Genomic DNA, 19,387 nt, shown 5'->3' on the forward strand with positions numbered 1-19,387 from the left:
AAGGTCTGCACGGATCCACCTGGCGCTCTGCTTCCCGCCGCGTCACGTCCGTCTGTGCGGGTGTGAAGGTCTGCACGGATCCGTCTGCCGTTCTGCTTCCCGCCGCGTCACGTCCGTCTGTGCGGGTGTGAAGGTCTGCACGGATCCACCTGGCACTCTGCTTCCGTCGCGCTACGTCCGTCCGGGGAGGAGCATGAAGCTCTGTGCGGACCCAGCTCGCGTTCTGCTTTCCGTCGCGTCGCGTTGGTCTGTGCGGGGGTGTGTGAGGGTGTGCATGGACCCGCCTCGCGTTCTGATTCCGCCGCGTCGCGTCGGTCTGTGCGGGGGTGCGTGGGAGTGTGTGCATGGGACCGCGAGGCGTTCTGTTCTGCCGCCTCGCGTCCGTACGTGCAGGAGTGACGTGCAGGCGGAGCCGCTTCGCAGTCTGCGTTTCGGCGTATCGCAGCCGGGAGCGTCGGCTCTTGGGGACTGCCGCCGGGACGCCGGTCTCGCCGTCTGGCGCAGTGTCCGGCTTCAGCCGTCCGGGGGTGCTGTTGGGGCGCAGCATGCTGGCGTGGGGGCGGTCAGGCCTGGCGTAGGGCTTCGAAGAGGTTTGGGTCGCCGAGTTGGCCGGGTTTGAGGAGGAACTGGGTGCCGTTGAGTTGAGGCTCTGCGGTGATCGCGGTGCAGAGTGTGAGGCCTTGGCCTAGGTGGCTCGGGGTGGTGGGCGATGGTTCGAGTGCGGTGACTCTGAGATCGCGGAGTACACGGCCGGATGTGTCGCCGCCGGCGACCACAACTCTTCGCACCTGTGTGTTGCGAACGACTTCCCGCACGACTGCGGCCAGTTCCTTGCTGAAGGCACCGAGCAGCTCGCCCGTGGCTCGGCCAGTTGCCTCGCCCGTGTGCACCACGACCCCAGGTGCACCAGCCTTCAGTGCGCGAACTGCTTCGGGGGCGACCGCGGGTGAGCCGTCGGGGTCCGCGGTCGGTGGGTAGGTGAGCGGCAATGAATGCCAGCCGGACGCAACCGCGCGGGCGATCTGTTCGGCGGTCCGAGGCGACTGGCTGCCGGACACCACCAGCACCTGCCCAGCGACACGGCCCACCCGTGCTTGGCCATCCCGACCAAGCATCGCGTGGTTCGTCTGCTGCGTGGTCGGGGTGGTGAGGGCTGTGGCTAGGGCTTTGGAGAGGCCGCCGGAGCCTATGGCGAAGGTGGGGGTGGTGGGTGGGGTGAGGATTGTGCGGGCGATGGTTTGGAGGTCGCCATCTGTGAGGGCGTCCAGGATGAGGGCGTCGTACGTCGACTTGGTGTAGTGGTCGGGGAGGTCGGCGTAGGACGTTAGGTGGATGGCGCCGATGCGGAGGTTGGTTTGGTTCGCCAGGTGCAGGCGGAGGTCGGATTCGTGCATGGGGGTGGCGGGATGGGACGACATGGTGGGTTGGCGGTCGAGGCGGTGGATGGTGCCTGCTTCCGCGGCGAAGTGGTGGCTGAAGACTGTGTAGCGGCCCAGGTCTGGTTGTGCGATGAGGATTGGTACGACGGCTGGGCCGAAGATGGAGCGGCCGACTTCCAGGGCGCGGCCGAGGCTGCCGAGGGTGGGGGAGGAGTCGGCGGTCGAGCAGACCTTGTACTGGACGAAGCGCGGATCGAGGTCGCGCAAGGCCTGGAGGATCGGGCGGATCTCGGCTTCCTGCTCGTCGGGTGGCAATGAGCGCGCGATCCCGGCCACCCCGATCACGTCGTACTGCCGGGCCAACACCTGCAGCTCGTCCCACGCAGGCATCGTCACCAGCAGGACACCACTGAGCCCCACCCGGGTGAACTGGGCCAGCGCATCAGTCGACCCGGTGAAGTCGTCCCCGTAGAACGCAACCTCAACCACGCCCGCCTCCGTTCGCTCCGGATGTGCTGGTGGGGCCGAAGGTTTCCAGGGCTCGTTGGAGGGCGGGGACCTGCTGGGCGGTTTCGGTGAGGTTGCGGCCGGAGGTGGTGGATTGCCAGGCGGCTCGCAGGGCGGTGACGCCGGCGGCGGGGCCGTCAGGGTGGCCGTGGATGCCGCCGCCGGCGAGGACCAGGAGGTCTGTGGTGCCGGTTCGGCGGTAGGTTTCCGGGGCCAGGCCGGGGGTCTGGCCTGACGAGAGGACGGGGAGGGTTTGGTAGCCGCCCAGGAGCGGTTCGCGGACTGCGGTGATTGAGCGGAGTACCTCGTCGTCTGTTTCGTAGAACTTGTTGGACAGGCCGTTGGTGTGAAGGTGGTCGGCACCGGCCAGGCGCGCCAGCTTGGACCAGGCGACGAAGTCGATGCCGAGTTGTGGTGCTCGCGTGAAGACGCCGGTCATGGCGCGGTGGCCGTGGATGGGGAGGGCGCAGCGCTCGCGCAGCCACGCGAGGCCGGCTAGGCCGATGAGGTTGATGCAGACCATGACGCAGGTTCCGCCGGCAGCGTGGACCAGGTCGTGGTTGGCGGCCATTCGGTCCAGGTCGTCGGTGATGTTGAAGGCGTACATCGGGCGTCGTCCGGTGCGGGCCGCGACTTTGTCCAGTTCCTCGGATACCACCCTGACTCGGTCGGCGAGTGGTGAGTGTGGTGGGTTGCCCATCAGTTCGTCGTCTTTGATGAAGTCGATGCCGGCCTCGGCCAGTTCGCGGACGAGGATCCGCAACTCTTCGGCTGGCAGGCCGATGCTTGGCTTCACGATGGTGCCTAGCAGGACGCCGTCTGGTCGGTTGAGCAGACGCCGGGTGCCGGTTACGCCGTACTGCGGACCTGGGTAGCGATCGGCGAACGCGTCAGGCAAGGACAGGTCCACCAGTCGGATGCCGGCGAGTTGGCGGAGTTCGAAGAGGTTTCCGGCGACCGCGGCCAGAAGGTTCGGCAGGGACGGGCCGAAGTTGTCCAATCCGAAGGCGATCCGCACCAGCCCGCTCCGCCGCCGCGCCCCCGCCGGCCGAATCGCACCAGGAAGATCAGCACCCGAGGACGCGGCGGGCTCGATCCCGACGACTCGGGCTGCGAAGCGGTCGCGTAGTTCGGGTGTCTCGCGGGCGACCGCTACGAACGTGCCTGTTGACTGTTCGCCTGCGATCACCTCCGCGGCCTGCTCCAGCGGGAGGTAGCTCTCCACCAGGTACGTCGCGACGACCTCCGACCGGCTCATCGGGTCGGGTCGATCTGGGTCTTGACGTGGTCTGAGCCGGCATCGATCGCCTCCAGTACACCGGGCACCTCGCCCAACCCGACGACCGACGTGATGTAGGGCCGGACGTCCAGCACACGATGGTTCACCAACCGAGCCGCAGCAGCGAAATCCGCCGGCGTGTAGATCGTCGACCCCTGGATCGTCACCTCCTTCAGCACCACAGGATTCAGATCCACCGTCAGCGCCGCACCGAACATCGGCAGCAGCACCACCTGCCCCCGCGGCCGGCACAGCGCCAACGCCTCCGCCAGACAACTCGGATGCCCGGACGCCACCACGACCACGTCGAACCCGTCACCACCACTGACCTCAGCCCCGGCAACCTCCAAGTCAGACGGATCCACCACCGCATCAACGCCCTGCGACGCAAGGAAGTCCCGATTGTGCTGCTTGATGTCGCTCACCAGCACCGCACGAGCCCCACGCTGTCGCGAAACAGCAGCGGCCAGCGCCCCGATCGCCCCACCACCGAGCACAGCGACCGCATCACCCGCCCGCACCCCGGACGTCGAGTGCCAGGCCACCGCGACCGGCTCGATCATCGCGCCCTCGTCGTACCCGATCTCGTCGCTCAACGGCACCAGCACTCGCGCCGGCGCGACGAAGTACTCACTGAGCATCCCGGGCCAGCCGCTGCCCGGGACCCGTTTGTGCACGCACAGATGAGGATTCCCGGCCTCGCAGCGCGTGCACTCCCAGCACGACAACGCAGGCAGTACGGCGACTCGATCGCCGATGCCGAAGCGCGAGTCGCCCGACGCCACCACCTCACCGGCACCCTCATGTCCGAGCACGACAGGCGGCTTCCGGAACGGGTGGTGCCCGAGCCAGGTATGCAGGTCGGACCCACACAACCCGACCGCACGCATCCGAAGCAGCACGTCTCCACCAACGTCCGGATCCGGCACCTCACTCACCGAGACCTGTCGCGGTGCCTCCAGCACAGCTGCCCTCATCAGCATTCTCCTTCGATCGGGTCCCGCCAGTCTCCGCCGGGAAACCTCAAGAAAACAAGGCCGATCAGCCAATCTGTGGATAGCCCGTTGACATCGCCCCGGCTGGGGGTAAAGGTTTTCCTCATGGCGACGATCCCGGCGACCCTGCTGCTCGAGGAGCGGGCCGCGCTGGCGATGAACGCGGTGACCGGCCTGGCCGACGAGGACCTGGACGGCATCCCGTTCTTCAGCGCGAACCTGCTGTCCCGTCCGGCCCGGCTGGACCACGGCGACTGGGACTACGGCTCCAGCCACGGCCGGCTGACCGATGCGATCCTGCTGGCCCGCCAGATGACCGGCGGCAAGGACAGCAACCCCCACAGCGAGCCAGACAGCAACCCGCACTGGGACCCACACTGGGACGCCGTTGCCGACCGCTACCGGCAGACCCTGTTCGCACTGCTCGGCGACGACGGTCTGACGTACCGCCGCGTCCACCCGCGCGGTCACTGGCTGCCGCACGCCAATCTGATCGACCAGCGCGCCACTCTGCTCGCCCTGACGACCACGGTCGTTGCCACCGGCGATCCGGAAGCACAGAAGGCAGCAGACGCACAAGTCGCGGCACTGAAGCGGATCGCCATCAAGGAACGCGACGTCTGGTTCTACCCGGCCTCGGAGTACACCACCGAAGGCTGGCCCTCGTCGAACGCCATCGACCTCCACCTCGCGCCCGACCCCGCGTCCTTCTCCGGCCGCCTGATCATGCCGCTGCTGCGGTACCACCAGGCGACCGGCAACAGCGAAGCTCTCGAGCTGTGCGAGTGGTTCGCGCGTCTCATCATCGACAAGAGCGGCGTGTTCCTCCCCGACGGCAGCTTCAACCCGGCCCGCGCGTACCGCAGCGGCCACTTCCACACCCGCGTCGGCACGCTGGAGGGACTCGCCAGACTCGCCAGACACACCGGCGACCACGGTCTGACCGAGTTCACCAGACGCAGCTACGACTGGGTGCTCACCCAGGCCACCAGGTACGGCTGGACGCCAGGTGACCTGGCCGACCAGCGCTACGAGCATGAGACCTGCTCACTCGTCGACCTCATCGGACTGGGTACGACGCTTGCCGGCAACGGACTGACGTCGTACTGGTCAGTGGTGGAGCGATTCGTCCGCAACCACCTCGCAGCGTCGCAGTTGCGCGACGTGAGCTGGGTGGAGTCCGCTCCGGACCGGTCGGGTGACGAGCCGGGCTGGCGGACGTACGTCGACGTGGGCGAGCGGGTCCTGGGCGCGTTCTGCGGGTACGGCGCTCCGAACGACTACGTCTCCGACGTACCCCTGGGCCGCGGCCACACCAACGACGTACAGGCGTGCTGCGTCGGTTCCGGCGTTCGCGGACTCTTCTGGGCGTGGAACAGCATCGTCACCGGCGACGCCGAGGTCACCCGCGTCAACCTGCTCCTCACCCGCGCGCATCACGCAGTCGATGTCCTGAGCCACCTGCCGGTCGAGGGCAAGGTCGAGCTCCACATCAACGAGCCGGTGGAGGAACTGCGTGTCCGGATCCCGGAGTGGGCGGGGTACGCGCGGCTGACGCTCAAGCGAGGCGATGAGACACGCACCGGCGCCGAGCGCATCTGGGCGCCGGACGGCTACCTCGCGATCCCGCAGCCGCGGCCCGGGGAGCGGATCACGGTGACCTTCCCGATGGTCAAGCAGACCACGACCGAGTTTGCCGCCGGCAACGAATTCCGGACCAGCTGGCGTGGCGACGACGTGGTCGCGATCGATCCGCCCGGCCGGTCCCGGCCGATGTACGGCGATCGGCCGGAACACGCCGGCGGTCTGCGCGACTACGAACTCCACCGACCCGAGACGGAGTGGTCCTGGTGACAACTGGCTGGCTGCTGACCGATCCACCGACAGTCGAAGCACTGACGCCGTACGACCTGCGCTGCGAGCACCGGATCACACCGCTGGGCATCGGGTCCAACCGTCCCCGGCTGAGCTGGCGGCTGGCGTCACCGGTGCGTGGCGACCGCCAGGACGCGTTCCGGGTCCGTCTGCTGCGTGACGGCGTACAGGTCTGGGACTCCGGTTGGCGGACCGACGACCGGACGTACGTCGACCACGGTGGCGCACCGCTCACGTCGCAGACCGACTACGTATGGACGCTGGAGGTCCGGGACGCCGCCGGCAACCAGGCCGAGGCATCGGCAACGTTTGCCACCGGTCTCCTCAACCAAAACGAGTGGGAGGCGCACTGGCTCGAACACGACTACGACACCGATCCGAAGTTCGAGCCCCCGGTCGACCGTGCAGAGCCGCGGTCGGTGCGCCAGGCCACCATCGCACCGCCGCGCTACTACCGCCGCTCCTTCGAGCTGCAGCAGCCGGTCGCGAGAGCCCGCGTCTACGCCACAGCGCACGGCCTCTACCAACTCAGCGCCAACGGTGAGCGCGTTGGTGCCGACGAGCTGACACCGGGCTGGACGGACTACCGCGAGCGCCTCGCCTACCAGACGTACGACGTCACGCACCTCCTGCGTGAGGGCGAGAACGTCATCGGTGCGGTGCTCGGTGAGGGCTGGTGGTCCGGGTACGTCGGCTGGGACACCCGCAGTCACGCGCACCACTACGGCAAGAAGCCGCAACTGCTCGCGCAACTGGTCGTCGACCACCCGGACGGCTCCCGCACTGTCGTCGCGACGGACGCGAGCTGGGTCGAACGCCCCGGTCCGATCCGTTTCGCCGACCTGCTGATGGGCGAGTCGTACGACGCCCGACTCGAGCTCGGCGACTGGTCGAGCCCCGGGTACGACGCCACCGGCTGGGCGCCCGTGGGCGACCTGGGCGCCGACCCGTCCACCCTGATCGCCGCCACCACCGAACCAGTGCGCGTCACCGAGGACCTGCCGGCCACCGAGGTCACAGCGCGTGGCCCCGGCCGCTTCATCGTCGACCTCGGTCAGAACATCGCCGGTCGCATCCGCCTGCGCATCCGCGGCGCACAAGCCGGCGACCGCATCCGCCTGAGGCATGGCGAGATGCTCGAGTCCGACGGAGAGCTCTACACCGCCAACCTCCGCACCGCCGACGCCACCGACTACTTCGTCAGCGCCGGCGCCGCAGAGGAGTCCTTCGAACCGATCTTCACCGTCCACGGCTTCCGGTACGTCGAGATCGACGGCTACCCGGGCGAGCTCACCACGGATGACGTGACCGGTCGGGCGCTCCACTCCGACACTCCGGTCGCCGGGCGCTTCGAGTGCTCCGATCCGGGCGTCAACCAACTGCTGAGCAACATCCGCTGGGGCCAGCGCGGCAACTTCGTCAGCGTCCCGACCGACTGCCCGCAGCGCGACGAGCGACTCGGCTGGACCGCGGATGCGCAGATCTTCCTGCCCACAGCGGCGTACCAGGCCGATGTCCTCACCTTCTTCGACAACTGGCTCGCCGACCTCGCCACGGCGCAGACCGATGAAGGCGCGATCCCCGACGTGATCCCGCATGTCATCCTCGGACGGCACGGCACACCGGCCTGGGCCGACGCGGCGACCATCGTGCCGTGGACGCTCTACCGCATGTACGGCGACGACCGCGTACTGCGGAAGGCCTGGCCGTCGATGCGGCGCTGGGTCGACTACGTTCACCGCGCCAACCCGGACCTGATCTGGCGCAACCGCACCAGCGGGCACTACGGCGACTGGCTGCAGGTCGGCGTCCGCACTGACCGGGACGTCCTCGCGACCGCCTACTTCGCCCGCAGTGTCGAGTTCACCGCCGCGGCCGCTCGGGTGCTCGGTCTCGAGGAGGAAGCCTCCGCGTACGGCGAGCTGTGGGAGCAGATCGGGCGAGCATTCCGGAAGGAGTTCGTGGATGCCGAGGGCAAGGTCCGTGGTGACACCCAGACCGGCTATCTGCTGCCACTGGCCTTCGGACTGATTCCCGAAGAGGACGCGGCGGTCAAGCACCTCGTCGCTGATCTGGAGCGGAGGGACCGTTCGCTGACGACCGGGTTCGCCGGAGTCGCGCTGCTGTGCCCGATCCTGACGAGGTACGGGCATTCCGACCTCGCGTACGACCTGCTGCACGACGACCGGTATCCGTCCTGGGGTTACTCGATCAAGCACGGCGCGACGACGATCTGGGAGCGCTGGGACGGCTGGACCGAGGAGGACGGCTTCGGCCCGGTCGCGATGAACTCCTTCAACCACTACTCACTCGGCTCGGTCGGCGAATGGCTGTACGCCGACGTCGCCGGGATCAGCCAGTCACCGGAGTCGGTGGGCTTCCGGGACCTGGTGATCAGGCCGCGCCCGGGCGGCCGCCTGACCTGGGCGCAGGGCTCCTACGACACACCGGCGGGCAGAGTCTCCACTCGCTGGGAGATCACCGACGGCGTACTCCGTCTGGACGTCGTCGTGCCACCAGGAGCGACCGCGACGGTCCACGTCCCGACCCCGGACCCCGACTCGGTCCGCGAGTCCGGACAACCACTGGGTCAGCAGGTTTGCACAGTCAGCTCGGGCACCTACAGCTTCACCGCGACGGCTTGACCGTACGACGCCGTCGCGGCCGGGCCGTCGACCCCCGAACCACCAGCTCACCCGACAGGTGAGTAGTCGCCGTCGAGGCGGTTGGACTGAAGTGCTGCCACGCCTGGCGGCCCAGCTCCACCGTCGAGACGGCGTATGTCGTGAGTCCGGGGTCGGTGTGGGCGCTCATCGGAGCGTCGTCGATACCGACCACGGACAGGTCGTCCGGCACCGTGACACCCAGCTCTCGCAGCCGGCTCAGCACTCCCACAGCAACGTGATCGTTGAAGGCGATCAGTGCGGTCGGTTCGTGGGTCAGCGCCTCGTCGACCGCCGCATACCCGTCGCGGAGGGACGAGCCGCACGCCACCCGGGTCACCGGCAGACCGGCCGCGCGGAAGCCACGCTGCCGTTGCTGATCGGACCAGGCAGCCGCCGGCCCTTCCAGGTACACGATCCGCTCGTGCCCGAGCGACGCCAGGTGGGCACACAGCTCCCGGACTCCGTGGTGATAGTCGACGACCACGGCTCCAACTGACGGATGGCGCAGGACCCGGTTGATCAGCACCAGCCGGCGGCTGGCCTCGGCGACCTCCTTGAGCTGTGGAGCGCTCATCCGCGGCGCACACAGCAACAGGCCGTCGACCCAGCGGGCCAGCTCGATCGCAGACCGGTACTCCTGCTCCGGATCCTCCTCGGTCCCGGCGACCAGCGTGTGATGCCCGTCGCCGGCGGCTTCGGCCGCGATGCCCTTGAGGATCTCGGCGAAGTACGGGTTGCCCAGGTCGGGCACCACCACGCCGATGGTCTGGCTGCTGCCGCGCAACAGCGTCTGCGCCGCGGGGTTGGGCCGGTACCCGACCTCCTGCGCGGCGGCGCGCACCCGGTCGGCCACCTGCGGCGAGACCGGCTTGCCGCCGCTGAGCACCCGGGACACGGTCGCCGTCGACACCTCCGCGAGCCGGGCCACGTCGTGGATCGTGGCCCGGCCGGCGGAGGTACGGTCGCTGGTCGGCTTTCTCACCGGATCATTGGACCATGTCCGCGCCACGATCGCTGCCACCACAGCGATGTAAACCTTTTCCCGTTTCCGGCCGATTCTGCCTTCCGAGGTCTTGACGCAGCCCCGCAGCGCTGCGACGGTAGCCGAGGAAAAGGATTACCCGCCCACCGCCCCGGGCATCTGCCACGGCGGTCCGCGCGAGGAGACCACCGTGAGAAACCGCCTGTTCAGCCTGTGCCTGGCCGTCCTGCTGGGCCTCGCGACCCTGACCGTGCCGGCCGGTACGGCGATCGCCGCCGACAACCCCGCGACGTTCGGACCGTTCGATCCGCGGATCGAGCTGGACGGTCACTGGGGCCGCGACGACGACGTGGCGATCACGGTGAACTCCGGCTCGTCGCTGAGGTTCCGCTTCACCGGTGACCGGCTCGGCGCCTGGTTCGACACCGAGGCGATCACGAACCCGGCCCAGCTGTACGTCGCGATCGACGGCGGCGATCCGGTGCTGGTGAAGGTCGACGAGGACCACAAGGTCTTCGCCGAAGGACTCGATCCGGCCTTCGCGCACTCGGCCGAGATCGTGGTCAAGGACGTGGACGAGTACGCGAACCGCTGGACGGTGCCACTGCAGTCCGGCGTCGTCCTGGAGAAGATCGAACTGGCCCCTTTGGCACACCTGGTCCCGCTGCCGACGACGGCCGAGCATCGCATCGAGTTCTACGGCGACTCGATCACCCAGGGCGTGATGGCCTTGTGCGCGGAGCTCGGCAGTGACTGTGCCGATGGGAGCAAGAGCTACCCGCATCTGGTCGGTGAAGCGTTCGGCGCGGACACGAACCAGGTCGGCTTCGGCAAGCAGGGCATCCTCCAGCCTGGTCACGGCAATGTCGGCACGGCGGCAGACTCGTTCGGCTGGAACCTGGCCGGCTTCCCGGCCGAGCCGGCCGACCCCGGCGTCGTCGTCGTCAACTTCGGCACGAATGACGGCGCCTACGACAGCGCCGAGTTCACCCCGGCGTACCTCGCCTATCTCCGCAAGATCCGCGTCGCCGATCCGCACACCCTGATCGTTGCTCTGCGCCCCTTCAACGGCACGCACGCGGCCGGCATCGCCGCCGCGGTCCGCGCCGCGAAGGACCGAAGGATCGTGTACGTCGACACGACCGGCTGGCTCGGGCCGGACGACTACAACGGCAGCACCCACCCCAACGTCCAGGGCCACCAGGTCGCGGCCGCCAAGCTGACCACGGTGCTCGAACGCCTCACCGGCTGGCAGCCGAGCCACTCCGGTGACACCGCCAAGCTGTCACCAAGGGGTACGGCGAATGCCACCTGCTCTGACACCCCGCTGACGATGACCTTCCGCGGACCGGTCCGACTCGGTGTCCGCGGCCGACTCCAGATCCACAAGGCCGGCGGCGAGGTCGTCGACACCATCGACCTCGCGGATCTCGCCTCGTACCAGCGCTCGGTCGGTGACGCGCGGACCGACTTCGGTGAGCTGCACACGTGGACGTACCAGCCGGTGGTCGTCGACGGCCGCACCGTCTCGATCCGTCCGCATCGGCGGCTCGCGCCCGGGCAGGTGTACTACGTGACGCTTGATCCAGGGTTCGTCGTCGGCCACCCCGGGATCACGAAGCCCAGTGACTGGACGTTCCGGAGCCGGCAGGACCCGCGGACCGACAGCCGGTTGAGTGTCAACGGCAACGGTCACGCGGACTTCTGCACAGTGCAGGCTGCGATCGACTTCGTGACCGAGGGCGACAAGGCGACGATCAACGTCGCGCCGGGCCTCTACCGTGAGCTGGTCTGGGTTCCGCCGACCAAACCCGGGATCACCATCGTGGGCGCGGGCGCCGGCCGGACGGTGATCGGCTACCCGAACAACAACCTGCTGAACGGCGACTCCGCGATGGCGAACGTGCCGATCGAGCAGGCGTACTGTCAGCGCCGCGTCATCCCGCAGTCGGATCGTTTCAACTGCTGGCGCGCTGCGATGGGCGTGTTCGCCGACGACTTCACGATGACGGACGTGACCGTGCAGAACCTCACGCCGTACCGCGGGTCCCAGGCCGAGGCGTTCTTCGGCAACGGCAGCCGGATGGTGCTCGCCCGGGTCCGGATCCTCGGGTACCAGGACAGCCTGCGGCTGCAGGGACAGGCCTTCGTGACCGACAGCTATGTCGAGGGCGATGTGGACTTCGTCTGGGGGACCGGCGGTGTCTTCCTGCAGGACTCGGAGCTGAAGGCGCTGCACGAGGGCTACTACAACCAGGTCCGCAACACCGACAACGGTCCCGGCAACATCTTCGTCCGGGTCCGGCTGACCCGTGGTCCCGAGGTGCTCGACGACAGCGTGTTCCTCGCGCGGGCCGAGCTCAGCCGGTTCCCGACCAGCCAGGTCGTCTTCATCGACTCCGCAATGGACAGCCACGTGAAGACGACCGGCTTCCAGATCACCAGCCCCAACGACTGCGCGGCCGCCGGTCAGATCCGGTTCTGGGAGTACCACAGCACCGACCTCGCCGGCCGCCCACTCGACACCAGTGCACGACTGGCGTGCTCCCGGCAGCTCGGCGACGACGAGGCGGCGCAGCTGCGCGACCCGTCGTACGTCTTCGGCGGCTGGCACCCGGTCGTTCCCCGCCCCGAAAGGTGAACCAGAATGAGCATCGTCAATCGCAGATCCGTGCTCGGAGGAGCTCTCGCCGTGACCGCCACCACCGCAACCGGCTGGCCGGCCGTGGCGTCCGCTGACACACCCACCGCACCGGCGGGCGGATCGGCACCGCGCCCCGTCGCACCGGTGAACGTCGAGGTCGCCGCCGCCCACGCTGCGGTGTACAAGACTCTGCCTGAGGTGGTCGTCGGGGTCGACGTCGAGGACCTGATGAAGATCCACACCGCCGCGGACGCCGACGCGCTTCGTCCGCAGCTGGTCGCCCAGGTCTGGAAGGACACCGGTGTCATGCCGACCGGTCTTCCGACGGTACGACGGGACGTCGGTGTGCCGGCCGAGTTGCCCGCGTTCACCGGCGTACGTCGCTACGACCGGCTCGAAGTGGCGATGCCGTTCGGGTACGTCGCAACCGTCTTCGTCCTGGCGCCGACGCGGAGCGAGCATCGCCGGGTCGCGTTCTACCACAACGGGCACGGCGAGCCGCTCGACACGATGCAGCGGGTGGCGCAGGGGCTGCTCGACCACGGCTACACAGTGCTGCTGTTCGCGATGCCCTTCTACCACTGGAACCCGAAGACCATCCAGGACCCGGCCGACCCGTCGGTGCAGCTGCAGCCGTCACACAACGATCTCCCGCAGTGGGAATCCGCGTCGTACTCACCGCTCGCGCTGTTCCTCGAGCCGCTCGCGGTGTCGGCGAACTACGTCCAGAAGTCCTACCGGCCGTCGTCGGTGCAGATGGTCGGACTGTCCGGCGGTGGCTGGGCGACGACCATCTACCCGGCGCTCGATCCGCGAATCACCCGGTCCTACCCGACAGCCGGATCGTTGCCGTTCTTCGTCCGGCCGGGCTCACCGAAGCCCAGCCCGACGCGCGGGGACTGGGAGCAGCGGCAGGACATGCAGCCGGGATTCTACGGACTGGCCGACTTCCCGGACCTCTACGCGCTCGCGGCGGTCGGGAGGCACCGCCGGCAGATCCAGATCCTCAATCGCTTTGACGAGTGCTGCTTCAACGGCGTCGGTCACCGCTCCTACGAGGCAGCTGTCCGGCAGCGGATCGCCGTCATCGGCACCGATGCCGTCAGCAACGAGTCGAACGGCCACTGGGAGCTGCTCGAGGACGCCACCCACGGCGATCACACGATCAGCCCGTACGCCCTGTCCGTCATCCTCTGGGACCTGGACGTCCACTGCGCCCACCTCCCGTGAGCGATGTACCGAAGAACGGGTAGTGGTCCGACAGAGCCGAGCCGTGCGCCGGGCGTCGAGCGGGCGGACGCCGGCCGGGGATGACTACTACCCGTTCTTCGGTACGGGTCAGCGAAGCTGGTGCACGTCGCTGATCGGCCGGCCGTTGACGGTCACGTTGTCGAAGGTCAGCACGGCGTGCTGGACCGTGCTGGGGGAGTCCACGGTGAAGCTGCAATCGATCAGCCGGAAGTCCTCGATTGGGGAACGGCGGTAGCCGCGCAGCATCAGCGCGTTGCGCGCGTGCTGGACGGTGACACCGCGCAATTCGACGTTCCGGACGTACGGCGTGAGCGGCCCGGAGTCACCTTCCCCGCGGAAGAAGTTGCACTGGACAACTTCCTTCAGCAGGTTCGAGATGGTGACGTCCTTCAGATAGATGTTCTCCGCGAAGCCGCCCCGGGTCGCGTTGGTCTTGATGTAGAGACCGAAGTACAGGCTCTGGCCGCCGATTGTGCAGTCGCGGACGAACACGTTGCGGATCCCGCCGGTCAGGTCCGACCCGAGGGTGATCGCGCCGTACTTGACCCGCAGCACGCACTGCTCGATCAGCACGTCCTCCGTCGGTACGTTCACCAGCAGCCCGTCCGCCTCCCGGCCGGACTTGAGCGCGACACAGTCGTCGCCGGCGTCGATCGTGCAGCCGCGGATGATCACCGAACGGCATGACTCGAGGTCGACGCCATCGTTGTTCGGACCCCAGCTGTCGATGACGACGTCCTGCACGGTCACGTTCCGGCACAGCACCGGATGGACCTGCCAGAACGGCGACCGGACGATCGTCACGCCTTCGATCAGCACGTTCGTGCATTCGTACGGCTGGATGAAGCTCGACCGCAGGTGGTGCCCGCTGCCGTACAGCCGCTCCGTCACGGAGATGCCGAACGCCGCCTGCTGGCGGAGCTGTCCGAAGTCCTCGTCACAGGTGTGGAACCATCCCCACCAGTTGTCCCAGCCGGCCTGGCCGTCGAGCGTGCCCGTGCCGGTGATCGCGATGTCGGTGCACCCGTTGGCATAGATCAGCGGCGAATAGTTGTAGACCTCGAGCCCTTCGTACCGCGTCTTGACGACCGGCAGGTACTGCGTCGGATCGGTGCTGAACAACAACGTCGCGCCGTCGGACACGTGCAGGTTCACCCCGGACCGCAGGTGGATCGCGCCGGTATGCCAGCTCCCAGGAGGTACGACGACCCGGCCGCCGCCGGCCTCGTGACACGCGCGAATGGCGTGGGCGAGGCCGGCGGTCGCGTTCTGCGGCGTCGCGCCGTACTCCGTGATCGGGAAGTCGCGGTCTGGGAAGACAGGCGGTCGGACGTCGGCCAGGATACGGTCGGCGTCCGACCAGCCGTCCGTCACAGCAGTTGCGCCGGGTCGGTGATCTTCTGGCCGTTGACGGTGAAGTTGCGGAACGACATGTCGACGTCCTGGATCTCGCTGACGTCGTCGATGCTGGTGAACGTGCAGTCGATCAACCGGAAGTCCTGGATCGGCGAGCGCGGGTAGCCGAACATCGAGAACGCGTTCCGGGCGTGGCCGACGGTGATGTTGCGCAGTTCGACGTTGCGTACCCGTGGCGTCAGCGGACCGGTGTCGCCCTCGCTGCGGTAGAAGTTGCAGGAGACCACCTCTTTGGTGAGGTTGGAGATCTGCAGGTTGTCGAGGTAGATGTTCTCGGCGTAACCGCCGCGGACCGAGTTGGTCTTGATGTACAGACCGAAGTACAGGTTCGGGCTGCCGACCGTGCAGTTGCGGACGAACACGTTGCGCACTCCACCGGTCATCTCGCTGCCGATGGTGATCGCGCCGTACCGGATGTTCAGCGTGCAGTTCTCGATCAGGATGTTCTCCGACGGCACGTTCACCCGCAGGCCGTCGGCGCCGCGGCCGGACTTGATCGCGATGCAGTCGTCGCCGCAGTCCAGGACGCAGTCACGGATCACGACGTACTGCGAGGACTCGGGGTCGATGCCGTCGTTGTTCGGGCCACGGCTGTCGATGTGGACGCCGCGCACTGTGATGTTGCGCGACAGCACCGGGTGGATCTCCCAGAACGGTGACCGCAGGATCGTCACGTCCTCGATCAGCACGTTCCGGCAGGACTGGGTCTCGATGAACGCCGCGCGCAGGAAGTGGCCGGCGCCGAACACACGATCCTTCACCGGTACGCCGTCCTCGGCCATCTGCTGCAGCGCCTGCGCGTCCGGGCTCGACGGACCGACCCAGGACCACCAGTCGTCCCAGGTCGCGCCGCCGTCGAGCGTGCCGGTGCCGGTGACGGCGATGTTCTCGCAGTCGCGGGCGTAGATGAGCGGCGAGTAGTTCATGCACTCCGCGCCCTCGAAGCGGGTCAGCACGACTGGCAGGTACTGCGCCGGATCGGTGCTGAACAGGAGCGTCGCGCCGTCCGACACGTGCAGGTCGACGTTGGACTGCAGGTGGATCGCGCCGGTGCTGAAGGTTCCAGGCGGAACGACGACCCGTCCGCCACCCGAGCGGTGACACGCGTCGATCGCCTTCGCGATGGCAGCGGTCGCATCGGTCGTGCCGTCTGCGATCGCGCCGAAGGCCGTGATCAGGAAGTCGCGGGGGCGGAAGCGCGGAGGGCGGGTGTTGCGCAGGATGTCACCCACGTGACCCCAGCCGGGCCCGGTGTCCGGCCCAGGAGTCCCGGCCCCGGCCCAGGCTGTCGAGGCAGAGCCCAGCGCGGTGGCGAGGGCGGCACCGGTGCCTAGGCGGAGGAAGTTCTTCCGGCTGAACTTGTCGTGCATGCGGGGCTCCTTCAGTTGTCCACGCGGGTGCCGTTGATCCAGACCTGGTCGAGTCGCAGCCCTTCGACGTTCTGGATCACGTTCTCCTCGCTCATCGCGTCGAAGCGGCAGTCGTGCAGCCGGATGTCGCGGAGCGGGTCGTCGGGCAGGCCGAGCAGGTTCAGCGCCCGCGGCGCCGCGGCGGCGGTGAGTTGGCTGATGCTGATGCCGTGCACGTCCGGCGGGTAGGCGCCGGTGGTGACGTTGGCGTAGTTGAGCACGATCTCGATCACCGAGTCCGCGGCCTGCCCGACCGTCACCCGGCGTACGTCGATGTTCGCGATCGTGCCGCCGCGATCGGGGTTGCTCTTGATCCGGATCGCGCGTTCCAGCCGCGGGCTGCTCATCGTGCAGTCGCGGACGAAGATGTCCATGATGCCGCCGCTGGTCTCGCTGCCCGCCGTCACGCCGCCGTTCCCGTCGGCCATCTCGCAGTCGCGGACGACGGCGTACCGCGTCGGCACATTCACCCGCCGGCCGTCAGCGTCCTTGCCGGACTTGAAGGCGATGCAGTCGTCGCCGGTGGAGATCGTGCAGCCCTCGATCAGGACGTCGGTGCACGACTCGGGATCGATGCCGTCGTTGTTCGGCCCGTTCGGGCTGTCGACGACCACGTCCCGGATGGTCACGTTGCGGCACAGCACCGGGTGGATGTTCCACATCGGTGAGTCCTTGACGGTGATGCCGTCGAGCAGCACGTTCTCGCAGCGGTTGAACTGGAGCAGGTTCGGCCGGAGATAGTGCCCGGCGCCGAACACCCGCTCCTTCACGGGTACGCCGGCCGCCGCCAGCTGGATGAGCAGCGTCTTGTCCGGCGACTCGTTCGGCGGCGGCCCACCGGTCCAGTCCCACCAGTGCGTGTCGTCTGCCCGGCCATCGAGGACACCGCTGCCGGTGACTGCGATGTCGCGCTGTCCGTACGCGTAGACGAAGGGGGAGTAGTTGTAGCACTCCGTCCCTTCGTAGCGCGTCGCGACCACAGGCAGGTACGCCGCCGGGTCCTGGCTGAACGCCAGCCGCGACCCAGCAGCCAGGTGCAGGTCGACCCGACTGAGCAGGTGGACGGCGCCGGTCCGGAAGTTGCCGGCCGGTACGACGACGTGGCCGCCGCCGTGCCGGTGACACGTCTCGATGGCGGCCCGGATCGCCGCCGTACAGTCGGTCGAATCGTCGCCGACCGCGCCGAAGTCGGTCACGTCGTACCACCGATCACGAAAGCGCGGTGGACGGATCCGGCGCAGGATCGCGTCGACCTGGGGATCCAGGGACGGACGGCCGGCGGCGGCCGGGGCGGTGCCTCCGCTGACGATCGCAAGGGCTCCGCCGGCCAACAGGAGAGTACGGCGACGAACTGGGGCGGACATGCTCGGCCTCCTCGAAAGGCAATGCCTCGAAAGGCAATGCGGAATGCAAACGATTGCAACCGATCGTGCCGTCGCCGGCCCGTGGTGTCAACGGCTGGCGCGGACGAACTCTTGACCGGCCCGGAATCTCTTGGATACTTGCGGGCAAAGGTTTGCCTGCCCAGCTCGAACGGAAGGTGCCGCCCATGCATCCCACTCGCCGTCAGATCCTCGGCGCCGGCCTCGGTGGAGTAGTTGCTGCAGGCATCGGAGTTCCCGCCCTCGCCTCTGATGCCGGTCATGAGCAGGCCGTCCGGGCGCGGATCCGGCCGCCGCGGTTCCGCGACGCGTGGTTCCCGATCACGTCGTACGGCGCGACGCCGGCGGATGCGACCGCCGGGATCAACGCGGCGATCCGGGCCTGTCACGAGTCCGGCGGCGGCCATGTCGTCGTACCTCCGGGGGTCTGGCACACCGGAGCGATCCAGTTGCTGAGCCGGGTGGACCTGCATCTGCAGCGCGGTTCGACGCTCCGGTTCAGCACCGACCCGGCCGCCTATCTCCCCGTCGTCCGGACCCGGTGGCAGAGCGTGGAGGTTTACAACTACTCGTCGCTGATCCGGGCGGAGGGCCAGACCGACATCGGCATCACCGGTGCGGGTGTCCTCGACGGCGCCGGCGACAACGAACACTGGTGGTACCTGATCGGCAGTGGTCAGTACGGCTGGCACACCGGCCTGCCGAACCAGCGCGCGGACTGGGGCGAGCTGGAGCGGATGAACAACGAGCAGGTCCCGGTCGAGCAGCGCGTCTTCGGTGCCGGCCACTACCTCCGGCCGAGCTTCATCCAGCCCTTCCGGTGCACGAACGTGCTGATCGAGGGCGTGACCGTGCTCAACTCGCCGATGTGGACGATCCATCCACTGGAGTGCCACAACGTCACCGTGCAGGGCGTGACAGTGCGCAACCTCGGCCCGAACGGCGACGGCTGTGATCCGGAGTCGTGCACCGACGTCCTCATCCGCGACTGCACGTTCGAGACGCACGACGACTGCATCGCGATCAAGTCCGGCCGGGACGCGGACGGCCGGCGGCTCGGTCTGCCCTCGCGCGGAATCCTGATCGAGGACTGCACCGTCGTCAGCGGCGGTGCCGCGGTCGCGATCGGCAGCGAGATGAGCGGCGGGGTCGAGGACGTCTGGGTACGCCGCCTGCACATGCCGGCGGACCCCGCCGCGGAGGAGGCGTACGTCCAGTGGGTGCTGTGCGTGAAGTCGACCTCGACGCGCGGCGGGTACGTACGCAACGTGGACTTGTCCGACGTCGACTCCCGCGCGTGGATGTATCGTCCCCTCGAGATCACCTTCAGCTACCAGGGTGGTGGCGACCAGTCGCTGTTCCCCGACGTCCGCGACATCCGGTTCGACCGGGTCCGGGTGGCCCGGGCCGAACGGGCGTATCGCATGGTAGGAGCAGAGACGCAGCGGATTCGTTCGGTGGCGGTCACGAACAGCACGTTCGACCAGGTCGCTGCGGAAGCTGTCGTACAGTACGCCGACGATGTGACGATCCGGAACGTCTGGATCGCGGGCACGAGGGTGGGGTGACGAAACCCCGCCCCGCAGACGTGAGAGGTGAGTG

Annotated in this window: 12 protein-coding genes; 5 read left to right on the plus strand and 7 right to left on the minus strand. The window is 68.2% G+C overall.

The genetic code is table 11. The annotated features are described in order from the left end of the window. Nucleotides 1-563: 563 nt before the first annotated feature. Genes ACIBG5_RS24565 through ACIBG5_RS24575 form a run of 3 tightly spaced genes read right to left on the minus strand, consistent with a single transcriptional unit; the run spans nucleotide 564 to nucleotide 4,142 of the window. Entirely contained in the window at nucleotides 564-1,868 is a 1,305-nt protein-coding gene (locus tag ACIBG5_RS24565) for a four-carbon acid sugar kinase family protein (protein ID WP_396393802.1), read from the minus strand. Beyond that, nucleotides 1,861-3,144: a RuBisCO large subunit C-terminal-like domain-containing protein gene (locus ACIBG5_RS24570; RefSeq protein ID WP_396393803.1), complete on the minus strand. Its 1,284-nt coding sequence runs from the start codon at nucleotides 3,142-3,144 to the stop codon at nucleotides 1,861-1,863. The genes ACIBG5_RS24565 and ACIBG5_RS24570 overlap by 8 nt, the downstream gene beginning before the upstream one ends. Further along, nucleotides 3,141-4,142 (minus strand): zinc-binding dehydrogenase, encoded by a 1,002-nt coding sequence (locus ACIBG5_RS24575; RefSeq protein ID WP_396393804.1) that lies wholly within the window; start codon nucleotides 4,140-4,142, stop codon nucleotides 3,141-3,143. The genes ACIBG5_RS24570 and ACIBG5_RS24575 overlap by 4 nt, the downstream gene beginning before the upstream one ends. 123 nt (nucleotides 4,143-4,265) lie before the next feature. Here ACIBG5_RS24575 and ACIBG5_RS24580 point away from each other — a divergent pair, with 123 nt between their 5' ends. Next, on the plus strand, nucleotides 4,266-6,014 hold the full coding sequence (locus tag ACIBG5_RS24580) for a hypothetical protein (RefSeq protein ID WP_396393805.1): 1,749 nt from the start codon (nucleotides 4,266-4,268) through the stop codon (nucleotides 6,012-6,014). After that, a complete protein-coding gene (locus ACIBG5_RS24585) occupies nucleotides 6,011-8,680 on the plus strand; it encodes a glycoside hydrolase family 78 protein (RefSeq protein WP_396393806.1) in 2,670 nt (889 codons plus the stop codon). The genes ACIBG5_RS24580 and ACIBG5_RS24585 overlap by 4 nt, the downstream gene beginning before the upstream one ends. On the opposite strand, the gene ACIBG5_RS24590 is transcribed toward ACIBG5_RS24585, so the two are convergent. Further along, nucleotides 8,664-9,683 carry a LacI family DNA-binding transcriptional regulator gene (locus ACIBG5_RS24590; RefSeq protein WP_396393807.1) on the minus strand — a complete coding sequence of 340 codons (1,020 nt, stop codon included), beginning with the start codon at nucleotides 9,681-9,683 and terminating at the stop codon, nucleotides 8,664-8,666. The two genes, ACIBG5_RS24585 and ACIBG5_RS24590, sit on opposite strands and share 17 nt — an antisense overlap. A gap of 190 nt (nucleotides 9,684-9,873) precedes the next feature. Here ACIBG5_RS24590 and ACIBG5_RS24595 point away from each other — a divergent pair, with 190 nt between their 5' ends. Continuing rightward, nucleotides 9,874-12,324 carry a pectinesterase family protein gene (locus ACIBG5_RS24595; protein ID WP_396393808.1) on the plus strand — a complete coding sequence of 817 codons (2,451 nt, stop codon included), beginning with the start codon at nucleotides 9,874-9,876 and terminating at the stop codon, nucleotides 12,322-12,324. Nucleotides 12,325-12,330: 6 nt separating this feature from the next. After that, on the plus strand, nucleotides 12,331-13,557 hold the full coding sequence (locus ACIBG5_RS24600) for a hypothetical protein (RefSeq protein ID WP_396393809.1): 1,227 nt from the start codon (nucleotides 12,331-12,333) through the stop codon (nucleotides 13,555-13,557). Between the two features lie 108 nt (nucleotides 13,558-13,665). Here the strand turns inward: ACIBG5_RS24600 and ACIBG5_RS24605 are convergent, their stop codons facing one another. The 3 genes from ACIBG5_RS24605 to ACIBG5_RS24615 are packed head-to-tail and all read right to left on the minus strand — an operon-like array spanning nucleotide 13,666 to nucleotide 17,767. Continuing rightward, complete coding sequence (locus tag ACIBG5_RS24605) at nucleotides 13,666-14,952, minus strand: glycoside hydrolase family 28 protein (RefSeq protein WP_396393810.1); 1,287 nt, start codon at nucleotides 14,950-14,952, stop codon at nucleotides 13,666-13,668. Continuing rightward, the gene (locus ACIBG5_RS24610; protein WP_396393811.1) at nucleotides 14,949-16,364 is read right to left on the minus strand and encodes a glycoside hydrolase family 28 protein; all 1,416 of its coding nucleotides are present in this window, start codon (nucleotides 16,362-16,364) and stop codon (nucleotides 14,949-14,951) included. The genes ACIBG5_RS24605 and ACIBG5_RS24610 overlap by 4 nt, the downstream gene beginning before the upstream one ends. 11 nt (nucleotides 16,365-16,375) lie before the next feature. Further along, on the minus strand, nucleotides 16,376-17,767 hold the full coding sequence (locus ACIBG5_RS24615) for a glycoside hydrolase family 28 protein (RefSeq protein WP_396393812.1): 1,392 nt from the start codon (nucleotides 17,765-17,767) through the stop codon (nucleotides 16,376-16,378). 185 nt (nucleotides 17,768-17,952) lie between these two features. On the opposite strand from ACIBG5_RS24615, the gene ACIBG5_RS24620 reads away from it, so the two are divergent. Further along, complete coding sequence (locus ACIBG5_RS24620) at nucleotides 17,953-19,353, plus strand: glycoside hydrolase family 28 protein (RefSeq protein WP_396393813.1); 1,401 nt, start codon at nucleotides 17,953-17,955, stop codon at nucleotides 19,351-19,353. Nucleotides 19,354-19,387: the final 34 nt, after the last annotated feature.

The sequence above is a fragment of the Kribbella sp. NPDC050241 genome, assembly GCF_044459685.1.
Classification (GTDB): Bacteria; Actinomycetota; Actinomycetes; order Propionibacteriales; family Kribbellaceae; genus Kribbella.

Coding starts and splice junctions, on each gene's coding strand:
- ACIBG5_RS24570 (WP_396393803.1), bottom strand. CDS start 3,144: ATGAGCCGGTCGGAGGTCGTCGCGACGTACCTGGTGGAGAGCTACCTC.
- ACIBG5_RS24575 (WP_396393804.1), bottom strand. CDS start 4,142: ATGAGGGCAGCTGTGCTGGAGGCACCGCGACAGGTCTCGGTGAGTGAG.
- ACIBG5_RS24580 (WP_396393805.1), top strand. CDS start 4,266: ATGGCGACGATCCCGGCGACCCTGCTGCTCGAGGAGCGGGCCGCGCTG.
- ACIBG5_RS24600 (WP_396393809.1), top strand. CDS start 12,331: ATGAGCATCGTCAATCGCAGATCCGTGCTCGGAGGAGCTCTCGCCGTG.
- ACIBG5_RS24610 (WP_396393811.1), bottom strand. CDS start 16,364: ATGCACGACAAGTTCAGCCGGAAGAACTTCCTCCGCCTAGGCACCGGT.
- ACIBG5_RS24615 (WP_396393812.1), bottom strand. CDS start 17,767: ATGTCCGCCCCAGTTCGTCGCCGTACTCTCCTGTTGGCCGGCGGAGCC.
- ACIBG5_RS24620 (WP_396393813.1), top strand. CDS start 17,953: ATGCATCCCACTCGCCGTCAGATCCTCGGCGCCGGCCTCGGTGGAGTA.